Source organism: Comamonas resistens, assembly GCF_030064165.1.
Lineage (GTDB): Bacteria > Pseudomonadota > Gammaproteobacteria > Burkholderiales > Burkholderiaceae_C > Comamonas > Comamonas resistens.
Window position 1 is genome coordinate 3,632,494 of sequence record NZ_CP125947.1, and the last position, 17,235, is coordinate 3,649,728.

At 64.0% G+C, this 17,235-nt stretch carries 18 protein-coding genes; 1 reads left to right on the forward strand and 17 read right to left on the reverse strand.

Going from position 1 to position 17,235, the window contains the following annotated elements; translation table 11 throughout:
• Nucleotides 1-7: 7 nt before the first annotated feature.
• The 12 genes from trbJ to QMY55_RS16930 form a co-directional block, all read right to left on the reverse strand.
• Nucleotides 8-751: a P-type conjugative transfer protein TrbJ gene (gene trbJ / locus QMY55_RS16875; protein ID WP_283485314.1), complete on the reverse strand. Its 744-nt coding sequence runs from the start codon at nt 749-751 to the stop codon at nt 8-10.
• The gene (gene trbE / locus QMY55_RS16880; protein ID WP_283485315.1) at nt 748-3,198 is read right to left on the reverse strand and encodes a conjugal transfer protein TrbE; all 2,451 of its coding nucleotides are present in this window, start codon (nt 3,196-3,198) and stop codon (nt 748-750) included. Before trbE ends, trbJ begins: the two co-directional genes overlap by 4 nt.
• A 12-nt stretch (nt 3,199-3,210) precedes the next feature.
• Nucleotides 3,211-3,483 (reverse strand): VirB3 family type IV secretion system protein, encoded by a 273-nt coding sequence (locus QMY55_RS16885; protein WP_283485316.1) that lies wholly within the window; start codon nt 3,481-3,483, stop codon nt 3,211-3,213.
• Nucleotides 3,480-3,872 carry a TrbC/VirB2 family protein gene (locus QMY55_RS16890; RefSeq protein ID WP_034075569.1) on the reverse strand — a complete coding sequence of 131 codons (393 nt, stop codon included), beginning with the start codon at nt 3,870-3,872 and terminating at the stop codon, nt 3,480-3,482. The genes QMY55_RS16885 and QMY55_RS16890 overlap by 4 nt, the downstream gene beginning before the upstream one ends.
• Complete coding sequence (trbB, locus tag QMY55_RS16895; protein WP_283485317.1) at nt 3,869-4,939, reverse strand: P-type conjugative transfer ATPase TrbB; 1,071 nt, start codon at nt 4,937-4,939, stop codon at nt 3,869-3,871. Before trbB ends, QMY55_RS16890 begins: the two co-directional genes overlap by 4 nt.
• Nucleotides 4,936-5,406: a CopG family transcriptional regulator gene (locus tag QMY55_RS16900; protein WP_283485318.1), complete on the reverse strand. Its 471-nt coding sequence runs from the start codon at nt 5,404-5,406 to the stop codon at nt 4,936-4,938. The genes trbB and QMY55_RS16900 overlap by 4 nt, the downstream gene beginning before the upstream one ends.
• Entirely contained in the window at nt 5,403-7,409 is a 2,007-nt protein-coding gene (locus QMY55_RS16905) for a conjugal transfer protein TraG (RefSeq protein WP_283485319.1), read from the reverse strand. The genes QMY55_RS16900 and QMY55_RS16905 overlap by 4 nt, the downstream gene beginning before the upstream one ends.
• Nucleotides 7,410-7,642: 233 nt before the next feature.
• Nucleotides 7,643-7,909 carry an EexN family lipoprotein gene (locus QMY55_RS16910; RefSeq protein ID WP_283485320.1) on the reverse strand — a complete coding sequence of 89 codons (267 nt, stop codon included), beginning with the start codon at nt 7,907-7,909 and terminating at the stop codon, nt 7,643-7,645.
• On the reverse strand, nt 7,906-8,850 hold the full coding sequence (locus QMY55_RS16915) for a LysR family transcriptional regulator (RefSeq protein ID WP_283485321.1): 945 nt from the start codon (nt 8,848-8,850) through the stop codon (nt 7,906-7,908). The genes QMY55_RS16910 and QMY55_RS16915 overlap by 4 nt, the downstream gene beginning before the upstream one ends.
• Before the next feature lie 22 nt (nt 8,851-8,872).
• Entirely contained in the window at nt 8,873-10,294 is a 1,422-nt protein-coding gene (locus QMY55_RS16920) for an amidase (RefSeq protein ID WP_283485322.1), read from the reverse strand.
• Nucleotides 10,288-10,500: a hypothetical protein gene (locus QMY55_RS16925; protein ID WP_283485323.1), complete on the reverse strand. Its 213-nt coding sequence runs from the start codon at nt 10,498-10,500 to the stop codon at nt 10,288-10,290. The genes QMY55_RS16920 and QMY55_RS16925 overlap by 7 nt, the downstream gene beginning before the upstream one ends.
• Complete coding sequence (locus QMY55_RS16930; protein ID WP_283485324.1) at nt 10,497-11,738, reverse strand: MFS transporter; 1,242 nt, start codon at nt 11,736-11,738, stop codon at nt 10,497-10,499. Before QMY55_RS16930 ends, QMY55_RS16925 begins: the two co-directional genes overlap by 4 nt.
• Nucleotides 11,739-11,852: 114 nt before the next feature.
• On the opposite strand from QMY55_RS16930, the gene QMY55_RS16935 reads away from it, so the two are divergent.
• A complete protein-coding gene (locus QMY55_RS16935; protein WP_283485325.1) occupies nt 11,853-12,416 on the forward strand; it encodes a TetR/AcrR family transcriptional regulator in 564 nt (187 codons plus the stop codon).
• 56 nt (nt 12,417-12,472) lie between these two features.
• Here QMY55_RS16935 and QMY55_RS16940 read toward each other — a convergent pair whose 3' ends face one another.
• The 5 genes from QMY55_RS16940 to parA all read right to left on the reverse strand — a co-directional run bounded on the left by QMY55_RS16940 (nt 12,473) and on the right by parA (nt 16,994).
• Nucleotides 12,473-14,476, reverse strand: a complete 2,004-nt coding sequence (locus QMY55_RS16940) for a relaxase/mobilization nuclease and DUF3363 domain-containing protein (RefSeq protein WP_283485326.1) — start codon at nt 14,474-14,476, stop codon at nt 12,473-12,475.
• Nucleotides 14,477-14,933: 457 nt separating this feature from the next.
• Nucleotides 14,934-15,533 carry a S26 family signal peptidase gene (locus QMY55_RS16945; protein WP_283485327.1) on the reverse strand — a complete coding sequence of 200 codons (600 nt, stop codon included), beginning with the start codon at nt 15,531-15,533 and terminating at the stop codon, nt 14,934-14,936.
• The gene (locus tag QMY55_RS16950; protein ID WP_283485328.1) at nt 15,530-16,075 is read right to left on the reverse strand and encodes a DUF2840 domain-containing protein; all 546 of its coding nucleotides are present in this window, start codon (nt 16,073-16,075) and stop codon (nt 15,530-15,532) included. The genes QMY55_RS16945 and QMY55_RS16950 overlap by 4 nt, the downstream gene beginning before the upstream one ends.
• Nucleotides 16,072-16,359 (reverse strand): chromosome partitioning protein ParB, encoded by a 288-nt coding sequence (locus tag QMY55_RS16955; protein WP_073646916.1) that lies wholly within the window; start codon nt 16,357-16,359, stop codon nt 16,072-16,074. Before QMY55_RS16955 ends, QMY55_RS16950 begins: the two co-directional genes overlap by 4 nt.
• A complete protein-coding gene (gene parA, locus QMY55_RS16960) occupies nt 16,356-16,994 on the reverse strand; it encodes a ParA family partition ATPase (protein ID WP_283485329.1) in 639 nt (212 codons plus the stop codon). The genes QMY55_RS16955 and parA overlap by 4 nt, the downstream gene beginning before the upstream one ends.
• Nucleotides 16,995-17,235: the final 241 nt, after the last annotated feature.

Here is a 17,235-nt window from a genome sequence, read left to right on the forward strand (position 1 = left end):
CACTCCGTCAGTTGCCGTAGAAATCCACGCGCTGCGGCGTGTAAGGCGTGCCTTCCCCCAGGAAGCGGCGCGTCACTTCACGACCACGTTCGACAGCCGCCGCCTGGCGTGCCAGTTCCAGCGCGGCGGCGCGTTCCTGCGTGATCTGGAGCTGCTGCGCCTGGATGGACTGCTTGGCCTGCAAGGCCAGAAGCTGGTTGGTCGCCTGCATGGCTTGCAGCGCGCCGGTGGCGGACTGGCTCTGGCTGACCAGATCGGACAGCGCGCTTTCGTCTTGCGCCAGGTTCTGCGACACCTGCGCCTGCATCCGCATCGCGGTATGCAGGCCGTTCAAGGTGTTCTTCCAGCGTTCCTGCGCGTCGCGCAGCATCTGGTCGCCGCTGACGGTCGCGGCGTACTGCTCCGGGTACAGCCGGGCGAAGGTGGCATCCATGCTCTGCACGTCGTAGGCCAGGCCGCGAGCCTCGGCGATCAGCCGCTCGGTGGTCGCCAGTGTCGAACGCAAGCGATTGACGACGTTGAAGTCCAGATTCGCCAGATTACGCGCCTGGTTCATCAGCATCTGGGCTTCGTTCTGGAGTTGGTTGATCTGGTTGTTGATCTGCTCCAGCGTGCGCACGGCGGTCAGCGTGTTCTGCACGAAGTTGGACGGGTCGAACACCGTCAGCGCGGATGCAGGCTGTGAGGCCAGCAGCGATACCGACAGCACGGCGGCGAGCGAGACGGACAGCAAACGGGGTTGGGTCTTCATGGTGAAACCTCCGGTCGTTGAGAAGCGAGGAAGGACGCTGCTGCCGGTGAGGACGGCAACAGGTCGGCAGCCCAATCGAGGCCGCGATGGCGCAACCAGGCACCGGCGAAGCCCGGTGTGCCGGCATCCAGCAGCACGCGATCCATGTCGCGTTGGTCTTGCGGGGTGGATGCACTCGCGAAGGCCAGCGTGGCTGGCCCCAGGTCGAGGTCGAAAAGGCGGTTTCCGAGGCGCGATTGGTAGTAGTAGTCACGCTTTGGCTGCGCGGTCGCCACAATCTCGATCTGGCGCGAGTTCAGCCCAAAGCCTTCGTAGATCGTGCGAATCTGCGGCTCGGTCGCCTGTGGGTTAGGGAGAAAAATCCGACTGGCGCAGCTTTCGATCACCGCCGGGGCAATGCTCGAATCCTTGATGTCGGCCAGCGACTGCGTGGCGAAGATGACGCTGACATTCTTCTTGCGCAGCGTCTTGAGCCACTGGCGGATGCGGGCGGCGAACACCGGGTCATCGAGAAACAACCAGGCTTCATCGAGGATCAGCAGCGTGGGTGCGCCGTCGAAGCGTTCATCGAAGCGAGCGAACAGGTAGCCCAGCACGGCCAGCACCGCTGCCTTGCTGTGCATCAGTTCTTCCATCTCGAAGCCCTGCACGCTGCCGGAACCCAGCCGGTCGGCATCGGCGTCCAGCAACTTTCCGTGCGCTCCACCCAGCACATAAGGAGCGAGCGCCTGGCGCAGTGCGTTCGATTGCAGCAGCACCGACAGGCCCGTCAGCGTGCGCTGCTCCACCGGCGCGCCGGCGAGGCTGCCGAGTGCCGACCAGATCGCGGCCTTCTCATTCGGGCCGATGGCCACGCCTTCGTGCAGCAAGCGGCCTTCCACCCATTCGGCGGCCCAGGTGCGATAGCCTTCCTGGTCAATGCGGGCCAGTGGCTGGAAGGCAATCGCCCCGTCGTTGCCGAGGTCGTAGTGCTCGCCGCCCAGCCCCAGGATGGTGGCGCGCATGGAGCGGCCCATATCGAAGGCGAAGATGCGCGAGCCGGGATAGCGGCGAAACTGCATCGCCAGCGTGGCCAGCAGCACCGACTTGCCCATGCCGGTCGGCCCGGCGACCAGCGTGTGGCCCACGTCGCCAATGTGCGTCACCAGCCGAAACGGCGTTGCGCCATCGGTGCGGGTGACGATCAGCGATGGGCCGTCAAGGTGGTGGTTCTTCTCCGGGCCAGCCCACACGGCGGACAGCGGCATCATGTGCGCCAGGTTCAGCGTCGAGACGATGGGCTGGCGCACGTTGGCGTAGGCATTGCCGGGAATGGACGATAGCCAGGCATCCACCGCATTCAAGGTTTCGGGGATAGTGACGAAGCCCCGGCCCTGAATGACGCGCTCCACCATGCGCAGCTTTTCGTCGGCAGCGGCGGCATCCGTGTCCATGACGGTGACGATGGCCGTCAGGTATCCGAAGGACACCTGATCGCTGCCCAGCTCCTGCAAGGCGGCATCGGCGTCGGCGGCCTTGTTGTTGGCGTCGGTATCGACCAGCGGGCTTTCCTGCTGGAAGATCGTTTCGCGCAGCAGCGCGACGACGTTCTTCCGTTTGGCGAACCACTGGCGACGCAGGCGACCGAGTTCTTTTTCCGCCTCGGCTTTGTCCAAGCACAGAAAGCGCGTGCTCCAGCGGTAGCCAAAGCCCAGGCGGTTGAGGTCGTCCAGAACCCCCGGCCAAGTCGAGGTCGGAAAGCCGCGCACCGACACCACGCGCAGGTGCTGGTCGCCCAGCATGGGTGCCAGGCCGCCAATCAGGGCGGAGTCGGCCAACAGTGCGTCGATATGGAACGGCACGTCGGGCACACCGACGCGATAGCGCCGCGTGGACACCGTGGTGTGCAGGTAGGTCAGTGTCTGGCTGTCATCCAGCCAGGCAATTTCCGGCATCACGCCGTCGAGCAGGTCGAAGACGCGATCCGTTTCAGCCACGAAGGCTTCAAGCCGACCCTGCCAGTCCACACCTTCGCCCGGCGCGTTCTCATAGAGCATCTTGGCGGCGCGGGCGCGGGATTCTTCTGGTGGCAAGTAAGCCAGCGTGAGGTGATAGGCGCTCTCGTAGTGATGGCCGGATTCCTCGAAAGCCGCGCGGCGTTCTTCCTCCACCAGCCAGGACAACGGCTCGGGGAAGTCGGAACGCGGATAGCCCGCCGCTGCGCGGCGCTCGGCTTCGATGAACAAGGCCCAGCCCGATCCCAAGCGGCGCAGTGCGTTGTTGAGCCGCGCCGACGTGGCGATCAGCTCGCCTTGCGTGGCGCTGTCCAGATCCGGCCCACGAAAGCGTGCCGTGCGCTGGAACGAGCCATCCTTGTTCAGCACCACGCCCGGTGCGATCAGCCCGGCCCAGGGCAGCCAGTCGGCCAGCAGCGCGGGCCGCTGGCGGTATTCGGCAAGGTTCAGCATGTCGGCATCCCCCTATGCGTCCAGCAACGGCTTGTGCTTGATGTGCCGGGCGAAGACCTGCATGAACTGCGGATCGACACGGGCACCCCAGACCGCCAGCGAATGGCCGACGATCCACAGCACCACGCCGGGAATCCACAGTTGCAGGCCCAGCCCGACAGCGGCGGCCAGCGTGCCGTTGGCAATCGCCACGGTGCGCGGCGCACCGCCCAGCAGAATCGGCTCGGTCAGCGAGCGATGCAGCGGCACTTCAAAGCCGGCCGCGAAGCTGTCCGGCCCGTTCATACGACGGCCCCGCCTGAGAAGCTGAAGAACGACAGGAAGAAGCTCGAAGCCGCGAAGGCGATGGACAGGCCGAAGACGATCTGGATCAGCTTGCGGAAGCCGCCGCTGGTATCGCCGAAGGCCAGCGCCAGGCCGGTGGCGATGATGATGATCACCGCGACGATGCGAGCCACCGGCCCCTGGATGGATTCGAGGATGGATTGCAGCGGGCCTTCCCACGGCATCGAGGAACCGGCGGCCTGCGCGGTTCCGGCCAGGAACAGCAGCAGCGCGGCCAGCAGCAGCCCTTGCCCTGCGGGGCGGGCCAGGCTACGCAGTCCTGCCAGGCTGGACAGGTGGGAAAGCGGATTTACGGAAAAGCGGAAAGCAGGAACGTGCATCTGCGTCATGGCAGTTCTCCAGGTTGGTCAGGGATCGAGAAAGGCGCAGCGGCAGCGGCTGCAAGAGGAACCGGCGTCAGCTCGGGAAACGGCGTTTCCAGTGCGTCCGCCAGGCGGTAGCCCGCGCCGTCGAAACCGACGACGCGGGCGATGCTTTCGACGCGGCGCTTGCGGCCACGTCCGGCGATGTGGATGACGACGTTGACCGCCTCGGCGATCAGCGCACGCGGCGGATTCACTGCCACTTCGAGGATCAGTTGCTCCAGGCGCAGCAGTGCGCCCAAGGCGGATCCGGCATGGATGGTGGCGATGCCACCGGGGTGGCCGGTGCCCCAGACCTTCACCAGATCCAGCGCTTCGCCGCCGCGCACTTCGCCGACGATCACGCGATCCGGGCGCAGCCGCATCGTGGCGCGCACCAACTCCTGCATCGACACCACGCCCGCACGGGTGCGCAGCGGCACATGGTCACGGGCCGCGCATTGCAGTTCGATGGTGTCTTCGAGCACCAGCACGCGGTCGCCGGTGGCGGCGATCTCGGCCAGCAAGGCATTGGCCAGCGTGGTCTTGCCGGTGCTGGTGCCTCCGGCGATCAGGATGTTCTGCCGCTCGCGCACGGCATGACACAGGAACTCGGCCTGCCCAGCGGTCAGGATGCCGTCGGCCACATAGCGATCCAGACCGATGATGCTCACGGCACGCTTGCGCAGCGCGAAGGCTGGGCCGGGTGCGGCGGGCGGCAAGATGCCCTCAAAGCGCTCGCCGGTATCAGGCAGTTCGGCGGTCAAGAGCGGTTGGCCGCGATGCACCTCCGCACCGACATGGGCGGCGACCAGACGAATGATGCGTTCGCCATCGGCCTCGGGCAGTTCTACGCCGAGTGGCGTACGGCCAGAAGACAGCCGATCCACCCACAATGTCCGATCGGGGTTGAGCATCACTTCCACCACGTCCGGGTCTTCCAGCGCAGCAGCGATCACCGGCCCCATCGCCGTGCGCAGCATCTGGATGCGGCGATCCTGAGACGCTGCAGCGGATGAGCGCGGATCGGGCGGGATTTGAGGAGCGGCACTCATGACGCATGCTCCGCAGTGCGTTCATGGGCCTGTGCCGCTGCTTCATCCATCCGTATCGGGTCGGGATGCAGTTCTTCCACCACATCGCGCACCAGACTGCGGCCACGCAGCAGGTGGCGACCCAACTGTTCGACGAACTGCTCGAAGCGCGCCTTGCCTTGGGCGCGGGCTGCATCCTGATGGGCTTCGGGCACCGGCGTGCTGACGGTCAGGTAGTAGCGGATAAACAGCGCCAGCGTTTCGATCTGGATGTTCTGGTCACGCTCCAGACGCTCGGCCTGCCGCGACAAGCGATCAAGACGCTTGGCAATGGCAGCTTCGCGCTGGTCGCCAGCATCAGGCGACAGCCAGGACGCCAAGGCAGCGGCGACGATGCTGGACTTGGACACGCCTTTCTTGGCGGCCAGCTCGTCCAGGCGTTTGGCGTGCTCGTGCTGGATGAACAGGTTCAATCGGTATTGGCTCATAGGTCGATTCCGTCGTTGGGGTTCAGCGATGCCAGCCGCGCCGTGCGTTGCAGGGCGGGGTCGAGCTGGCCGGGAAGCAGCAGAGGCATGTCGTCGTCATCGAGCAGCGACAGGTCGCTGGCCGGGGCGTCCATCTCGGGGGCATAGGCGATGGCTTCGGACAGTTCGGGCTGGCGGCGTGGGCCGCCGTCGTCGGTCGATCCCAAGGCCTCCAAGTCATCGCTGGATGCAGTGGCTGGCGCCGCAGGAACTGCAGGTATTGCCAGGCCGCTCCAGTCGTCAGGTCGTGCTGGCGGCACATCGGCATAGCGGCCTGCCATCACCGCAGGCGGCGGCAATACCCGTTGTTTGAAATTGGCATCGGCGTAGTAGCGCAGCTTCTTCGCCTTGATCGGCGCGACACTGGACACCATCACCACCGCCTCATCGGTCGGAAGCTGCATCACTTCGCCCGGCGTCAGCAGCGGGCGCGCCGTTTCCTGCCGCGACACCATCAGGTGCCCGAGCCACGGCGCGAGCCGGTGGCCTGCGTAGTTGCGCTGGGCGCGCAGTTCGGTGGCTGTGCCAAGCGTTTCGGAAATGCGCTTGGCTGTGCGTTCGTCGTTGGTGGCGAAGGTCACGCGCACATGGCAGTTGTCCAGCATCGAATGGTTCTGCCCATACGCCTTGTCGATCTGGTTGAGCGACTGCGCGATCAGGAAGCTGCGGATGCCATAGCCCGCCATGAAGGCCAGCGCCGTCTCGAAGAAGTCCAGGCGCCCCAGCGCCGGGAACTCGTCGAGCATCAGCAGCAGCTTGTGCCGGCGCTCGATACCGTCGGAGCCGTCGAGCGATTCGGTGAGCCGCCGGCCGATCTGGTTGAGGATCAGCCGGATCAGCGGCTTGGTGCGCGAGATGTCGGAGGGCGGCACTACCAGATACAGCGATACCGGATGCTCGGCGGCGATTAGGTCGGCGATGCGCCAGTCGCAGCGCGACGTGACTTCGGCCACGGTCGGATCGCGGTACAGACCGAGGAACGACATGGCGGTGGACAGCACGCCCGACCGCTCGTTGTCCGACTTGTTGAGCACTTCGCGGGCAGCGGATGCAACGACGGGATGCTGGGCATCGCCCAGGTGCTTGGTCGTCATCATCCGGTGCAAGGTCAGCTCGAACGGGCTGGCCGGATCGGACAGGAAGTTGGCGACGCCACGCAGCGTCTTGTCCTCGCCCGCATACAGCACATGCAGGATCGCGCCGACCAGTAGCGCGTGACTGGTCTTCTCCCAATGGTTACGCTTCTCCAGCGCGCCTTCGGGATCGACCAGGATGTCGGCGATGTTCTGCACATCGCGCACCTCATGCGCGCCGCGCCGCACCTCCAGCAGCGGGTTGTAGGCCGCCGAACTGGCATCGGTGGGGTTGAACAGCAGGCAATGCGAGAAGCGCGAACGCCAGCCAGCGGTGATCTGCCAGTTCTCGCCCTTGATGTCGTGGATGACGGCGGACGCGGGCCACGACAGCAGCGTTGGCACCACCAGCCCGACGCCCTTGCCTGAGCGCGTCGGCGCAAAGGTCAGGACGTGTTCCGGCCCTTCGTGGCGCAGGTAGTGGCGGTCATGCTGGCCCAGAAAGACGCCAGCAGGCTGCGTGAGCCCGGCCTTTCGAATGTCGGCGGCATCGGCCCAGCGGGCCGAGCCATAGGTCGTCACCTTGCGCGCCTGGCGCGAGCGCCATACCGACATGGCGATGGCGACCACCACAGCTAGCAGGCCGCTGCCCGCCGCGATCACGCCGCCGGCGTCGAACACCTGCGGCGCGTAGGCGTCGAAGAAGAACCACCACTCGAAAAGCTTCCACGGGTAATAGACCGGCGTGCCGTGGAAGTCGAACCATGGAGAGCCCAGGCGTAGCTGGTAGCCCAAGGCGGCGGCTGTCCATTGCGTGGCACCCCACACACCGGCGATCACGATGCCGAACACGGCGGCGATCTGCCCGAACAACACACCTTGAGCCTGCATACCCTGACCTCCGATTTCTCCTGCGCTGATTCCTCAATCAGACGCGGCACAAAGGCGTGCCGCAGGCGTCAGGATCGGTGCCGGCTCAGTGCCGGTCAAAGACCGTTATCGGCAGCAAGGTGATGCAAAAAGCATGGTTTCATGCAGGGAAAAAGCCAATAAAAACGCCGCAGGCATGAGCGCGCTGCGGCGTGTTGAGAAAGAAAAAAGGATATGCGGCAAGCCGCCAACGGTCAGAACTTCGGCGGCGTTTCCGATGGTGTGTAAGGCACCTTGCCGTCGCCGAAGAAGCGCTTGTTGGTCGCCTCGGCCACGCGGTCGCACAGCACGTCGCCCATCGTTTGGCGCTCGGTCTTGCACCGGCGGCGCAGTTCCTTCAAACGTTCGGGATCGGCGGCCAGTTCGTCCACGGTCGGCACATTAGCTGCCGGTTTCGGCGGCTCGGACGGGCCGCAGGCGGTGAGTACAGCAACCAGTAACAAAAGGGTAAGTCGCTTCATGGCTCGATGTCCTCCGTGGAATCGGGTTCAGGTGGTTGCGCGGGCCTCGCGCCTTCGGGCAAGTCGATGGTCTGCACTCTTTCGATGAATCGGGAAAGCACTTCCGAAGACTCGCCCTCGCGATGCAGCACATAGGTCGTCAGCACCGGGGAACGGCCCGCCAAGGGACGCGCGACCACACCCGGTTCGCGGCTGGCCTCGATGTGGGGTGCGCCAGTCAGGCCCAGCGCGAAGCCCGCCGACACCAATGCCATCATCAAATCGCACGAGGCCACGCGCTCGGCAATTAGCGGCTCCATGTCCGAGCGGCGCAGCACCCGCTCCACCTGGCGCGCATGTCCTTCGCACGCGAGCGGATCGCACAGCACGAGGGGGTAGCGCATTATTTCTTCCAGGGGAATGCGCTTGTGTTTTAGCAAAGGGTGGCGCGCTGGCACCGCCACCATCAGCGGATCATTCCACACCGCGTGGGCTGCAATGCCTTCGCCTACTTCATCGGACTGCGCGAAACCCACGTCGTAGAGATCATCATGCAGCCCCTTGATCTGCTGTGACAGCGGCACCTCGAACAGACGGATATCTACTTCGGGCTCCTCCTGCCTGCACAACGCCAATAAGGCCGGCAGACGCGTCGGTGTGATGCCGTCGGACAGGGCAATGCGCAATTGTCCATGAAAGCCGTTGGCCGCTGCCTGCACGCTGTCACGGGCTTGCTGCAAGGCCGTGAAGATGCGCGGCACATGCTCAAGAAACAGTTTGCCCGCCCGTGTCAGCCGTGTGCTGCGGCTGGTGCGGATGAACAACTGTTCGCCCAGGTCTTCTTCCAGCTCCTTGATGGTGCGGGACAGTGGCGACTGCTCAATGTGTAGCCGCGCGGCTGCCCTTGCGAAGTGAAGTTCTTCAGCCACAGCGAGAAAGCAACGAAGATGGCGAAGTTCCATACCCCTTTTACCTTCGAAAGCATCATGAAGCCGCGTGTTCGTTAGTGGTTTCATCGGATGGATGAAACAGGGACTGGCCTTCTTCAATAACTCGTCCTACGCGTAGCACGGTGGCATCATCCAATCCTTTGCCAAGGATCTGTACACCCACAGGCATACCTTGCGGATCTTTTCCGTAAGGCACGGTCAGCGCGGGCAGCCCCGTAACATTGGCGGGTGCGCAAAAGCGTACATAGGCTTCAGCCACACTCTCATGGCTGCCATCTGGCCAAACGAAGTTTTCCTCAGTAACAAGGGCAGCGGTCTGCGGCACGGTGGGGGCCAAAACAATGTCGATCTGCGCAAACAATGTTTGCCAATGCGCTGTGATGAACTGACGGGCGCGTTGCGCTTTCAGGTAGTCAGTTGCGGGCAGCAATTGCCCAGTCTCCAGCAGAGTGCGCACATCCTCCCCATATAGCGTTGCATCCCGGCGTATATTCCGCGCATGCACGGAGGCTGACTCGGCCACCATTAACCCCCATTGCGTCGGGATGAGGTAGTCGGCCAAGGGAATATCCACCTCCACTAGCGTAGCTCCCCTCTGGCGCAGATACACTGCCGCTTGCCGCACAGCATTTGCCACTGGCTCTGCAACTCGGTCGGAGTAGTAGTTTTTGGGAATGCCGACACGCAAGCCATCCACATTCGCATTCGCAAGCAATGGATGGGAGAGAAGGGAGACAGGAGTTGCACGGCTGGCAGGATCGCGGGCGTCAAAACCTGCTATCGCCTGGAACATCAGACTGACATCTTCCACAGTGCGTGCAATTGGTCCGACATGGTCAAGCGACCAAGCCAGCGGCACCACGCCATGACGCGATACCAGGCCATAGCTGGGCTTGAAGCCAACCAACCCACACAGGGCCGCAGGCACCCGGATGGAGCCACCAGTATCTGTCCCCATCGCGGCCCAAGCACCTCCATAGGCCACCGCAGCAGCCGATCCTCCACTGGAGCCACCTGGTGTGCGCTGCGGATCGAGAGGATTGCGTGTCTGCGGCGTGGTCAGACCGAAAGCGAATTCATGGGTATGGGTCTTGCCGATCAAAATGGCTCCGCCGCGCAACAACGCGTCCGTCACGGCGCTGTTTTGAGTGGCACGGTGCCCTGCTCGCACGCGGGAGCTGGCACTGGTAGGTTTGCCCGCCACATCGAACAGGTCTTTTAATGCCACAGGGATACCGTGCAGCGGCCCATGATGAATGCCTTGTGCAATGTCGCGTTCGGCTTTCAGTGCTTGCTGGCGTGCAGATTCTTCCCACACCGACACAAACGCATTGACTTCTGGCTCTCGCGCAGCAACGCGTTCCAGCGCAGCGTTGACCAGTTCCACGGGCGATAGTTCTTTGGCCATGACGGCTGCGCTGGCTTGTGCCAGTGTCAGGTTCAAGGAATTCAGCATGACGTGTTCCCCCGTGTGGCATCAAAAGCGAACGTCGGAGAGCTCGACATTTCGATAGGCAATTCGTCCAACCTCGCAATCACGGTGTGGACATGGTGCAGCACACTCGCAATCAATGCGGCGCGTTCTGGGGCCAGCGGCAAACCAAGACTGGATGCGAGAGCCAAGGTGTTTTCTACGGATAACAGAGTGGTGTTTTCAGTCATGCTTTTTCCCCTTCTTGATGATTACGTGCCTGCATGCACAGTAAGGCAATGGCCGATCCGGCCAATACCGCAATCACCAAGCCATAGACATTGACAGCCACCAGCAGCCCAGTGCGCTGGGCCAAATAGCCGATGGCTATCGTGGGTAAGCTATTGGCCAGATAGCTTTCGATGTAGAACACCCCCATCAAACCCGCACGCTCGTGCGGCTGCGCCAAGGGAAGGACGCTGCGCACCGCGCCCAAGAAACTCGCACCGAAGCCAAAGCCAGCGATGATCGAACCGCCCAGCAATAAAGCGGCGTGGCCTAGGTTGGCCCCCAACAGAATGATGAGCAGGCCCAGCATCAGCGCCAGCTCACCCGACAAGAGAGTGGCAAACGTGCTCAGTTTTCGTGCGGTCAGCACCGCAACGGCCCCCGTCAGCGTCAAGGCAGCAACCACAAAACCGCCCAACCAAGGCGTGTTCGCCTTCGTGACAGTCATAATTAAAGAAGGCATAAGTGACAGGTAAAAACCACCTAGCATCCATACCGCCACATTCGCAAACGTGACAGACAGCAATGCCTTTCGTGCTTGCGATGGCACGGTAATGCGCGGTTTGAGGCTGGCCCAAGCACCAGGGCGGCGCTCCGTCGTCTCAGGCATGAACCAAATCAAACCCAGTAGTGCCAGAAAAATGCCTAGCAGCACGCCATACACCGTGTGCAGCGGCCAGGGGACGTACACCATCAACGCAGTACTGCCCAGTGCGCCTGCAGCCATGCCTACCATTGGTGCGATGCTGTTGATCAAAGTGCCGCGCTCACGGCTTAGGTCAAGCAAAGCTGCGCCAACGGCGGCCGTTGCCATACCTGTTGCAAAGCCTTGCACGACACGTGCAGCAATTAGCCAGTGCACTCCATCGGCACAAAGAAAGCAGACCATCGAAACGAGCTGCAATGCCAGGGCCAGGGAAATGACCGGACGGCGTCCCACATGGTCTGACAGCCGCCCAGTCACCAAGAGAGCCAACAGCAGTACCAGCGCGTAGGCGGCAAAGACTACCGCCAGCAAGGTGGAGCTGAACCCCCATTGCTGCTGATATAGCCGGTACAACGGCGTAGGCACACTCGATGCCGCCAGGAAAGCAATCAACGTGCTGCTGTGCAGCGCGACAGGCCAGAGTGAAGACTGCTGACGATGCCGCTCATGGTGCAAAGGACACTGCCCCTGTGAAAAATTATGAGTGGTAGACATGACTTCTCTTCAAATGCAAAATATTAGCTTTTGAGATCATACATCACCCTGAACACTAACGCAAATATTTAGCTTTAGTGGCTAAGAAAAATTTATCTAGCCCAAAAGGAACTCATGAACGACAAATCCGCCCCCCGCCCTGGCGGGCGCAGCGCCCGTATCCAGGCCGCCGTGCACCAAGCAGTACGTGCTTTGCAACAAGAACAAGGACGAGACGGTTTAACCGTGCCGGCCATCGCCAGCCGCGCGGGTGTGACGCCTTCCACCATCTACCGCCGTTGGGGAGATCTTGCGCAGTTACTGGCAGATGTTGCCGTCGAGCAATTGCAGCCTGAGCAGCCGCCAACAGATACAGGCAGCTTTCGCAGCGATTTGCTCGCGTGGTTATTGCAATATTTCGACGAGATGTCTTCTTCCCCTGGTAGAGCAATGCTCCGCGACGTGTTGGGAACAGAGGGCCATGCTGGTGCGGGCAAATGCGACAGCTTCGTGCGCCAGCAGATCGAAGCGATCCGCGAACGAGCCCTAGCTAGAGGGGAAAGTCCAGTCACAGCAGACTTGATCATTCGTATCGTAGTCGCTCCACTGATGTATCGCATATTGTTCGCCAGTGAAAGGCCCGCAGCACAGGCGGTAGAGGTTCTTTTTGAGCAAGTCATGAACGCAGGCGATACCTGATAGCAGCAACTCGTATCCACTACAGCGTGTGAAAATGGTGCTGAGATCAATCTCGCTTAAACCAATACCGTCCGCTGCCTTCCAATTTCCCACGACACTCCACCGCTGCGCACTGTCGCAGCGAGTTGCTGCCCCAGCCGTTGCTCGATCACGGGCCGCCACGGCACCAAGCTGAATCCCAAGCCGTCATCTAGCATCGCGTAGCGACCGCTTGCGAGCATGACCGAGCGTCGGTAGATGCCAGCCACGCGCTGCCCGTCTGTGACGGGGCGATGCGCCAGTCCGGTGTCGGCGGCAATGCCCTTCGCTGCCTGCGCCAGTTCCCGATTGCGCAGCGTGCCCAGCAGGTTCCGGGCGAGGATCACACGCTGCCCCCGCCGCTCAGCCAGCCCTTGTTCGGCCAGGAAAACGGCGCGCTGTTGCAGAGCGTTCTTCACCTCACCGCCAAAGCCCAGATCGCCCAGCCCACGGCCGCCGCCAATCAGTTGCTGGTCGAGCCAGGTAGCCCCGATCACGCGGGCCTGCCGCTCGATGGGTAGATGCGATTTCAGCTCCACAGCCACGCCGCCCAGCCGCTGTGCGTCGTACTGGCGGCCACGCTCGGCCAGGTTGTCTGGCACCTTCCATAGTCCGTCGGCCACGCGTTCCACGATGCCAGCCCGGCGCAGGGCTTCCAGTCGGCGGACGTGGGCCGCAACGACTTCCTGCGGGTCGCGTTCTGCCTTGGCCCGGCCTTGTTCGATGGCAAGGTGGTGGTCGGCGCGGTACAGGCCATCGCTCGCCAGCGCGGCGATGTTCTTGTCGGCTGCGCGCACCTCGGCGGAACCGCGTACCTCTACCACCGCGCCGGTCGGGTAGTTCGCCAACTCCTCGCGGGCGTTCAGCGCGACGTAGTGGGCCTTGCCATCCACGCCGTCGATGACCAGATAGCCGCGGTCGTGCAACTCGTCGGCCAGCCCCTTGGCGGCCACCCGGCCGACGATGGTGCGGCCGCTTTCATCTGCATTCTGGCCCGGCTCGAACACCGCCAGCTCGCGCGATTGGCCGCTCATTGCCTGCTGTATGGTGCGGATGATGTCGCCGCGCTCGCCCAGGGCGCGCAAGGTCTTCTCGGCATCCGCATGGATGGCCCAGGTGCCGGGCTGCACCTCGTCGGCTAGGCCCAGGCGCTGCAAGCGTTGCAGCCGGCCGATCAGCAGCAGGCGCTGGCGTTGCAGCCAAGGTTCGTTGAAGCGTTCGATCTGCACCCGGCCGTCGTCATCGGCCTCGCGCTGCAGCGTGCGGTCGAGGCTCGTCCACCGCTCTTGCTCCACCTCGCGTTGCAAGGTCTGCTGGATCTCCAGTTCGGTGCGCGGCCCCAGCCATTCTGTCGCCAGTTCGGCGGCTCGATGGCGGAAACCGTGGGCGATGTAGTCGCCCGCGATGATGAGATCTTTGCCGGTGTCGTCGCGTCCGCGCACGATCAGGTGGGTGTGCGGGTTGTCGGTGTTCCAGTGATCGACCGCCACCCAATCCAGGCGCGTGCCCAGGTCGGCTTCCATCCGATTCACCAGATGCCGGGTATAGGTGCGCAGGTCGTCCAACTCGGCGCCGTCCTCCGGGGAGACGATGAAGCGGAAATGGTGCCGGTCGTCGTCGGCCCGCTCCTTGAAGGCGTCGAGGTCGGCGTCGTCGGTCTGCGGCCCATAGGCCCGCCCAGGTTCGCCATCGCGCCCCGCGCCGTCGCGCTCGATGTAGCGCAGGTGCTTGGCGAGCGACTGCGGGCTGGCGTTGCGCTGATTGACCAGCAAGGTCTTGATAGTCACGCGCCGCGACATGGGCGTCAGCTTCGCGCCCACGAAGCGTGCCGCCGTGTGGCCGCGCCCCAAGCGCGAGCCGGGCCGCTGGCCTGCGCGTGTGCCGCTGCCACCGGCTGCGGAATGGCGCATCGAGGACTTGCCGCCGCTGGCCTTGCCCGCCTGCTTGAGCACCTTGGAAACGAAGCTCTGCCCCTGGCCCTTGCCCCGGTTCTTCGGGGCGCTGGGACGCACGCGGAAATCGTCATCGCGGCGGTTGCTCATGGCTGCGCTCCCTGCAAGCTCTGGCGTGTCCTGTCGTGCGAAGCACGCGGACATGCCTGCATTGGCGCGACCCGCGCGCCGAACGCGGCACGGCGGCGAAGCCGCTCCGTGCTGCGTTCCCCCCATGTGCAGACTGGCTTTGCGTTCGGCTGCGTGCCGAACCCTTTTGTCTTGCCTTCCGCCTTTGCCCTTCGCTCCCGCTCCGGGCATAGTCGGCCCGGCGGCGTTGCTGCACCCGCAGCCAGCCCGCCGGCAAACGCGCCAATGGCCGCAGGCCAAGCGCGTTCGAGGCAAGACGCCTGCACGCTGGACGGCTGCGCCGAAGGCGGCGCGAAGTACGGTGCCCAATGCGTAGGATTGGCACCCGCACTGCACGCGCGACGACACGGCAGCAACAGCCGGAACGACACGCCCGATGGCACGAAAAGATGCACGACAACGTGCAGTGAGTCGGCCATCATGGGCGCGACTCCAGCCAGACCGGATGCGCGACGCCGATCACGGCGGATGCGCTGACCGGGCCGAAATAGCGGCTGTCAAACGACGCCGGATTGGTCACGCTCAACAGGAACATTTCGCCCGCCTCAAGGTGACGGCAAAGCTGCAAGGATGGCAACGGCCAGCCCAGCCGGTCGGCAGGCCGAGCAGCGGCCACCGGCACGCCGTCGATGCGTACCTGACCGGCGATGATGCAGACGTGTTGCGGCGCGACCGCGCCCACACGTTTGAGCAGCGGAACGTGTACGGGCAGGTAGCCGCGCTGCGCAGCGAGCGCGGCAACATCTGGCGGCAATGTGGTCAGGACGACGCTGCCCACGGACAAGGGGCGTGGCAGCAAGCCGGTGTCGTGGCGCTGCGGATCGACGCGATACCAGCCGACCGGAACGCTGTCGGACGGGTTGTAGATCAGGCGCGGCAGCGGCTGCACGAAAGCCGCCCAGGCCAGCGCAGCGAGGCCGACGGCGACGAAGCCCGCCAGCACGAGGCGAGCGCGCAGGCGCGAGCGAGGATGCGGTGCGGCTTTGGGTGTGCGTGCGGCGGTGGGATGGGCCGTCATGGCAGTGCCCTCCCGGCCAGCCAGGCGGCGTGCCGCTCGGCGGTGTATCCGGGCAGCGGCAAATGCGCGGCGAGCCGGTTGGCGAGCGTGCGCCAGTACGCGGGCGACACGTCGATGGCAGCGATGCCCAGCGCCTCGATGCCGTCGATGCGTTCCAGCACGGCGCGCACATTGGCGTCACCTTCGGCATGCAGCAGCAGGCACGCGCCTGGCTGCACGCCGGGGATGCGCTGCGTGGCATCAAGCGGTGTAGCAGCCTGCATCACCATGAGCTGCCAGCGGATCGTGCCGTAGTCGTTGGCCTGCCAACGAACGCGGCAGAGCATTGCACCCGGCATGAACATGGCGCAGCGCCGCCAGCGGTCGAGCTGAAGCGTGCGCGCCGGTTCGCCGAAGCGCAGGTAGAGCTTGACGCGCGGTTCGATGTAAGCCAGCGCGACGCGCGTCAGCGGCGCGCTGCTAGGCTGGCTGCAAGGTGCAGCGTGCGCAGCCGTGACCGCGATGGCGGCAGGTGCGGCAGCAGACAATACGGATGTGGTCATGGCGTGTTCTCCCTGCGGTGTTCTGGAAACTCGCGCTCCAGCAAACCGCGCAGCAAGTCGGCCACGGTCACGCCTTGCGTGAAGGCCGACACCTTGATGCGTGCCCGCATGGCAGGCGTGATGTCGAGGGTCAGGCGAGCGGTGTAGAGGTCGCCCTTGTTGAGCGCATCCGCGTCGCCCTGGCGAATCCACGCCTCGGCGTGTGGATTAGCGGGCGGACGCGCACCGATGCCAACCCGCTTGGCTGGGCGTTTGCCGTTGGGTGGATTGCCGCCGGTGCTCATGACGGCCACCGCAGCAGTTCATCGACCAACGCGGTGATTTCCTGCGCCGCTGCGCTATCGGGGGCGGTCTCCCGCGCCAATCGACCCGCAGCCACGCTGTCGGCAAAGACGATGCGCTGGCGCACCTCGCTGCGTAGCGCTGGCAACGGCTGTTCGGTCAAGGCTTGCCGTGCTTCGCGCCCGATTACCGTGGTGCTGACGCGCCGGTTGATGACGAAGGCCGCGCGTAGCGCAGGCCGGAACACCTGGGCCTCACGGATCAGCGCCACCATCTCGGCGCTGGCCCACAGGTCATAGGGGCTGGGTTGTACCGGTATCAGCACCCGTTCGGCCGCCAGCAGCGCAGAGCGCGCCAAGGCGGCGATCCTGGGTGGCCCGTCGATGATGACGTGATCGGCCCGCCTGGCGAGTTCTGGGGCTTCCTGGTGCAGTGTTTCTCGCGCCAGGCCCACAGCGCCGAACAGCCGGGGCAAGCCCTGCTGGCTTCTGCGTTGCGTCCAGTCCAGTGATGAACCCTGCGGGTCGGCATCCAGCAGGACGACGTGCAAGCCGCGCAAGGCCAGTTCTCCCGCGATGTGCGTGGCGAGCGTGGTCTTGCCGACGCCGCCTTTCTGGTTGAGCAAGGCGACGATCATGGCGCGGCCCTCCAGCTTGGAAGACCGGCCTGTTTTTGCCGTACCGAGCGGGATGGCTTTTGGAGTTTTTGCTGACTGGTTTTTCGACCTGTGGCAGTTGTCCACCGCAAGGCGGTTTCTCTATCAATAGTTAGAGAATTTAAGTTAGTAATGTTAGAGGGATCGCAAACCCGCGCCGTTACTGGCTTTCCGGCGTTTTCGTACTCCTGATAGCACGATAGGCGTACTCCTGATAGCACGA

Bases quoted from the DNA above. Each gene is read 5' to 3' on its own strand.
- QMY55_RS16910 (WP_283485320.1), bottom strand. From the start codon at position 7,909: ATGAAGCGACTTACCCTTTTGTTACTGGTTGCTGTACTCACCGCCTGC.
- trbB (WP_283485317.1), bottom strand. From the start codon at position 4,939: ATGAGTGCCGCTCCTCAAATCCCGCCCGATCCGCGCTCATCCGCTGCA.
- QMY55_RS16955 (WP_073646916.1), bottom strand. From the start codon at position 16,359: ATGAGCACCGGCGGCAATCCACCCAACGGCAAACGCCCAGCCAAGCGG.
- QMY55_RS16920 (WP_283485322.1), bottom strand. From the start codon at position 10,294: ATGCTGAATTCCTTGAACCTGACACTGGCACAAGCCAGCGCAGCCGTC.
- QMY55_RS16925 (WP_283485323.1), bottom strand. From the start codon at position 10,500: ATGACTGAAAACACCACTCTGTTATCCGTAGAAAACACCTTGGCTCTC.
- QMY55_RS16915 (WP_283485321.1), bottom strand. From the start codon at position 8,850: ATGGAACTTCGCCATCTTCGTTGCTTTCTCGCTGTGGCTGAAGAACTT.
- parA (WP_283485329.1), bottom strand. From the start codon at position 16,994: ATGATCGTCGCCTTGCTCAACCAGAAAGGCGGCGTCGGCAAGACCACG.
- QMY55_RS16900 (WP_283485318.1), bottom strand. From the start codon at position 5,406: ATGAGCCAATACCGATTGAACCTGTTCATCCAGCACGAGCACGCCAAA.
- QMY55_RS16930 (WP_283485324.1), bottom strand. From the start codon at position 11,738: ATGTCTACCACTCATAATTTTTCACAGGGGCAGTGTCCTTTGCACCAT.
- QMY55_RS16885 (WP_283485316.1), bottom strand. From the start codon at position 3,483: ATGAACGGGCCGGACAGCTTCGCGGCCGGCTTTGAAGTGCCGCTGCAT.
- trbE (WP_283485315.1), bottom strand. From the start codon at position 3,198: ATGCTGAACCTTGCCGAATACCGCCAGCGGCCCGCGCTGCTGGCCGAC.
- QMY55_RS16945 (WP_283485327.1), bottom strand. From the start codon at position 15,533: ATGACGGCCCATCCCACCGCCGCACGCACACCCAAAGCCGCACCGCAT.
- trbJ (WP_283485314.1), bottom strand. From the start codon at position 751: ATGAAGACCCAACCCCGTTTGCTGTCCGTCTCGCTCGCCGCCGTGCTG.
- QMY55_RS16950 (WP_283485328.1), bottom strand. From the start codon at position 16,075: ATGACCACATCCGTATTGTCTGCTGCCGCACCTGCCGCCATCGCGGTC.
- QMY55_RS16905 (WP_283485319.1), bottom strand. From the start codon at position 7,409: ATGCAGGCTCAAGGTGTGTTGTTCGGGCAGATCGCCGCCGTGTTCGGC.
- QMY55_RS16890 (WP_034075569.1), bottom strand. From the start codon at position 3,872: ATGACGCAGATGCACGTTCCTGCTTTCCGCTTTTCCGTAAATCCGCTT.
- QMY55_RS16940 (WP_283485326.1), bottom strand. From the start codon at position 14,476: ATGAGCAACCGCCGCGATGACGATTTCCGCGTGCGTCCCAGCGCCCCG.
- QMY55_RS16935 (WP_283485325.1), top strand. From the start codon at position 11,853: ATGAACGACAAATCCGCCCCCCGCCCTGGCGGGCGCAGCGCCCGTATC.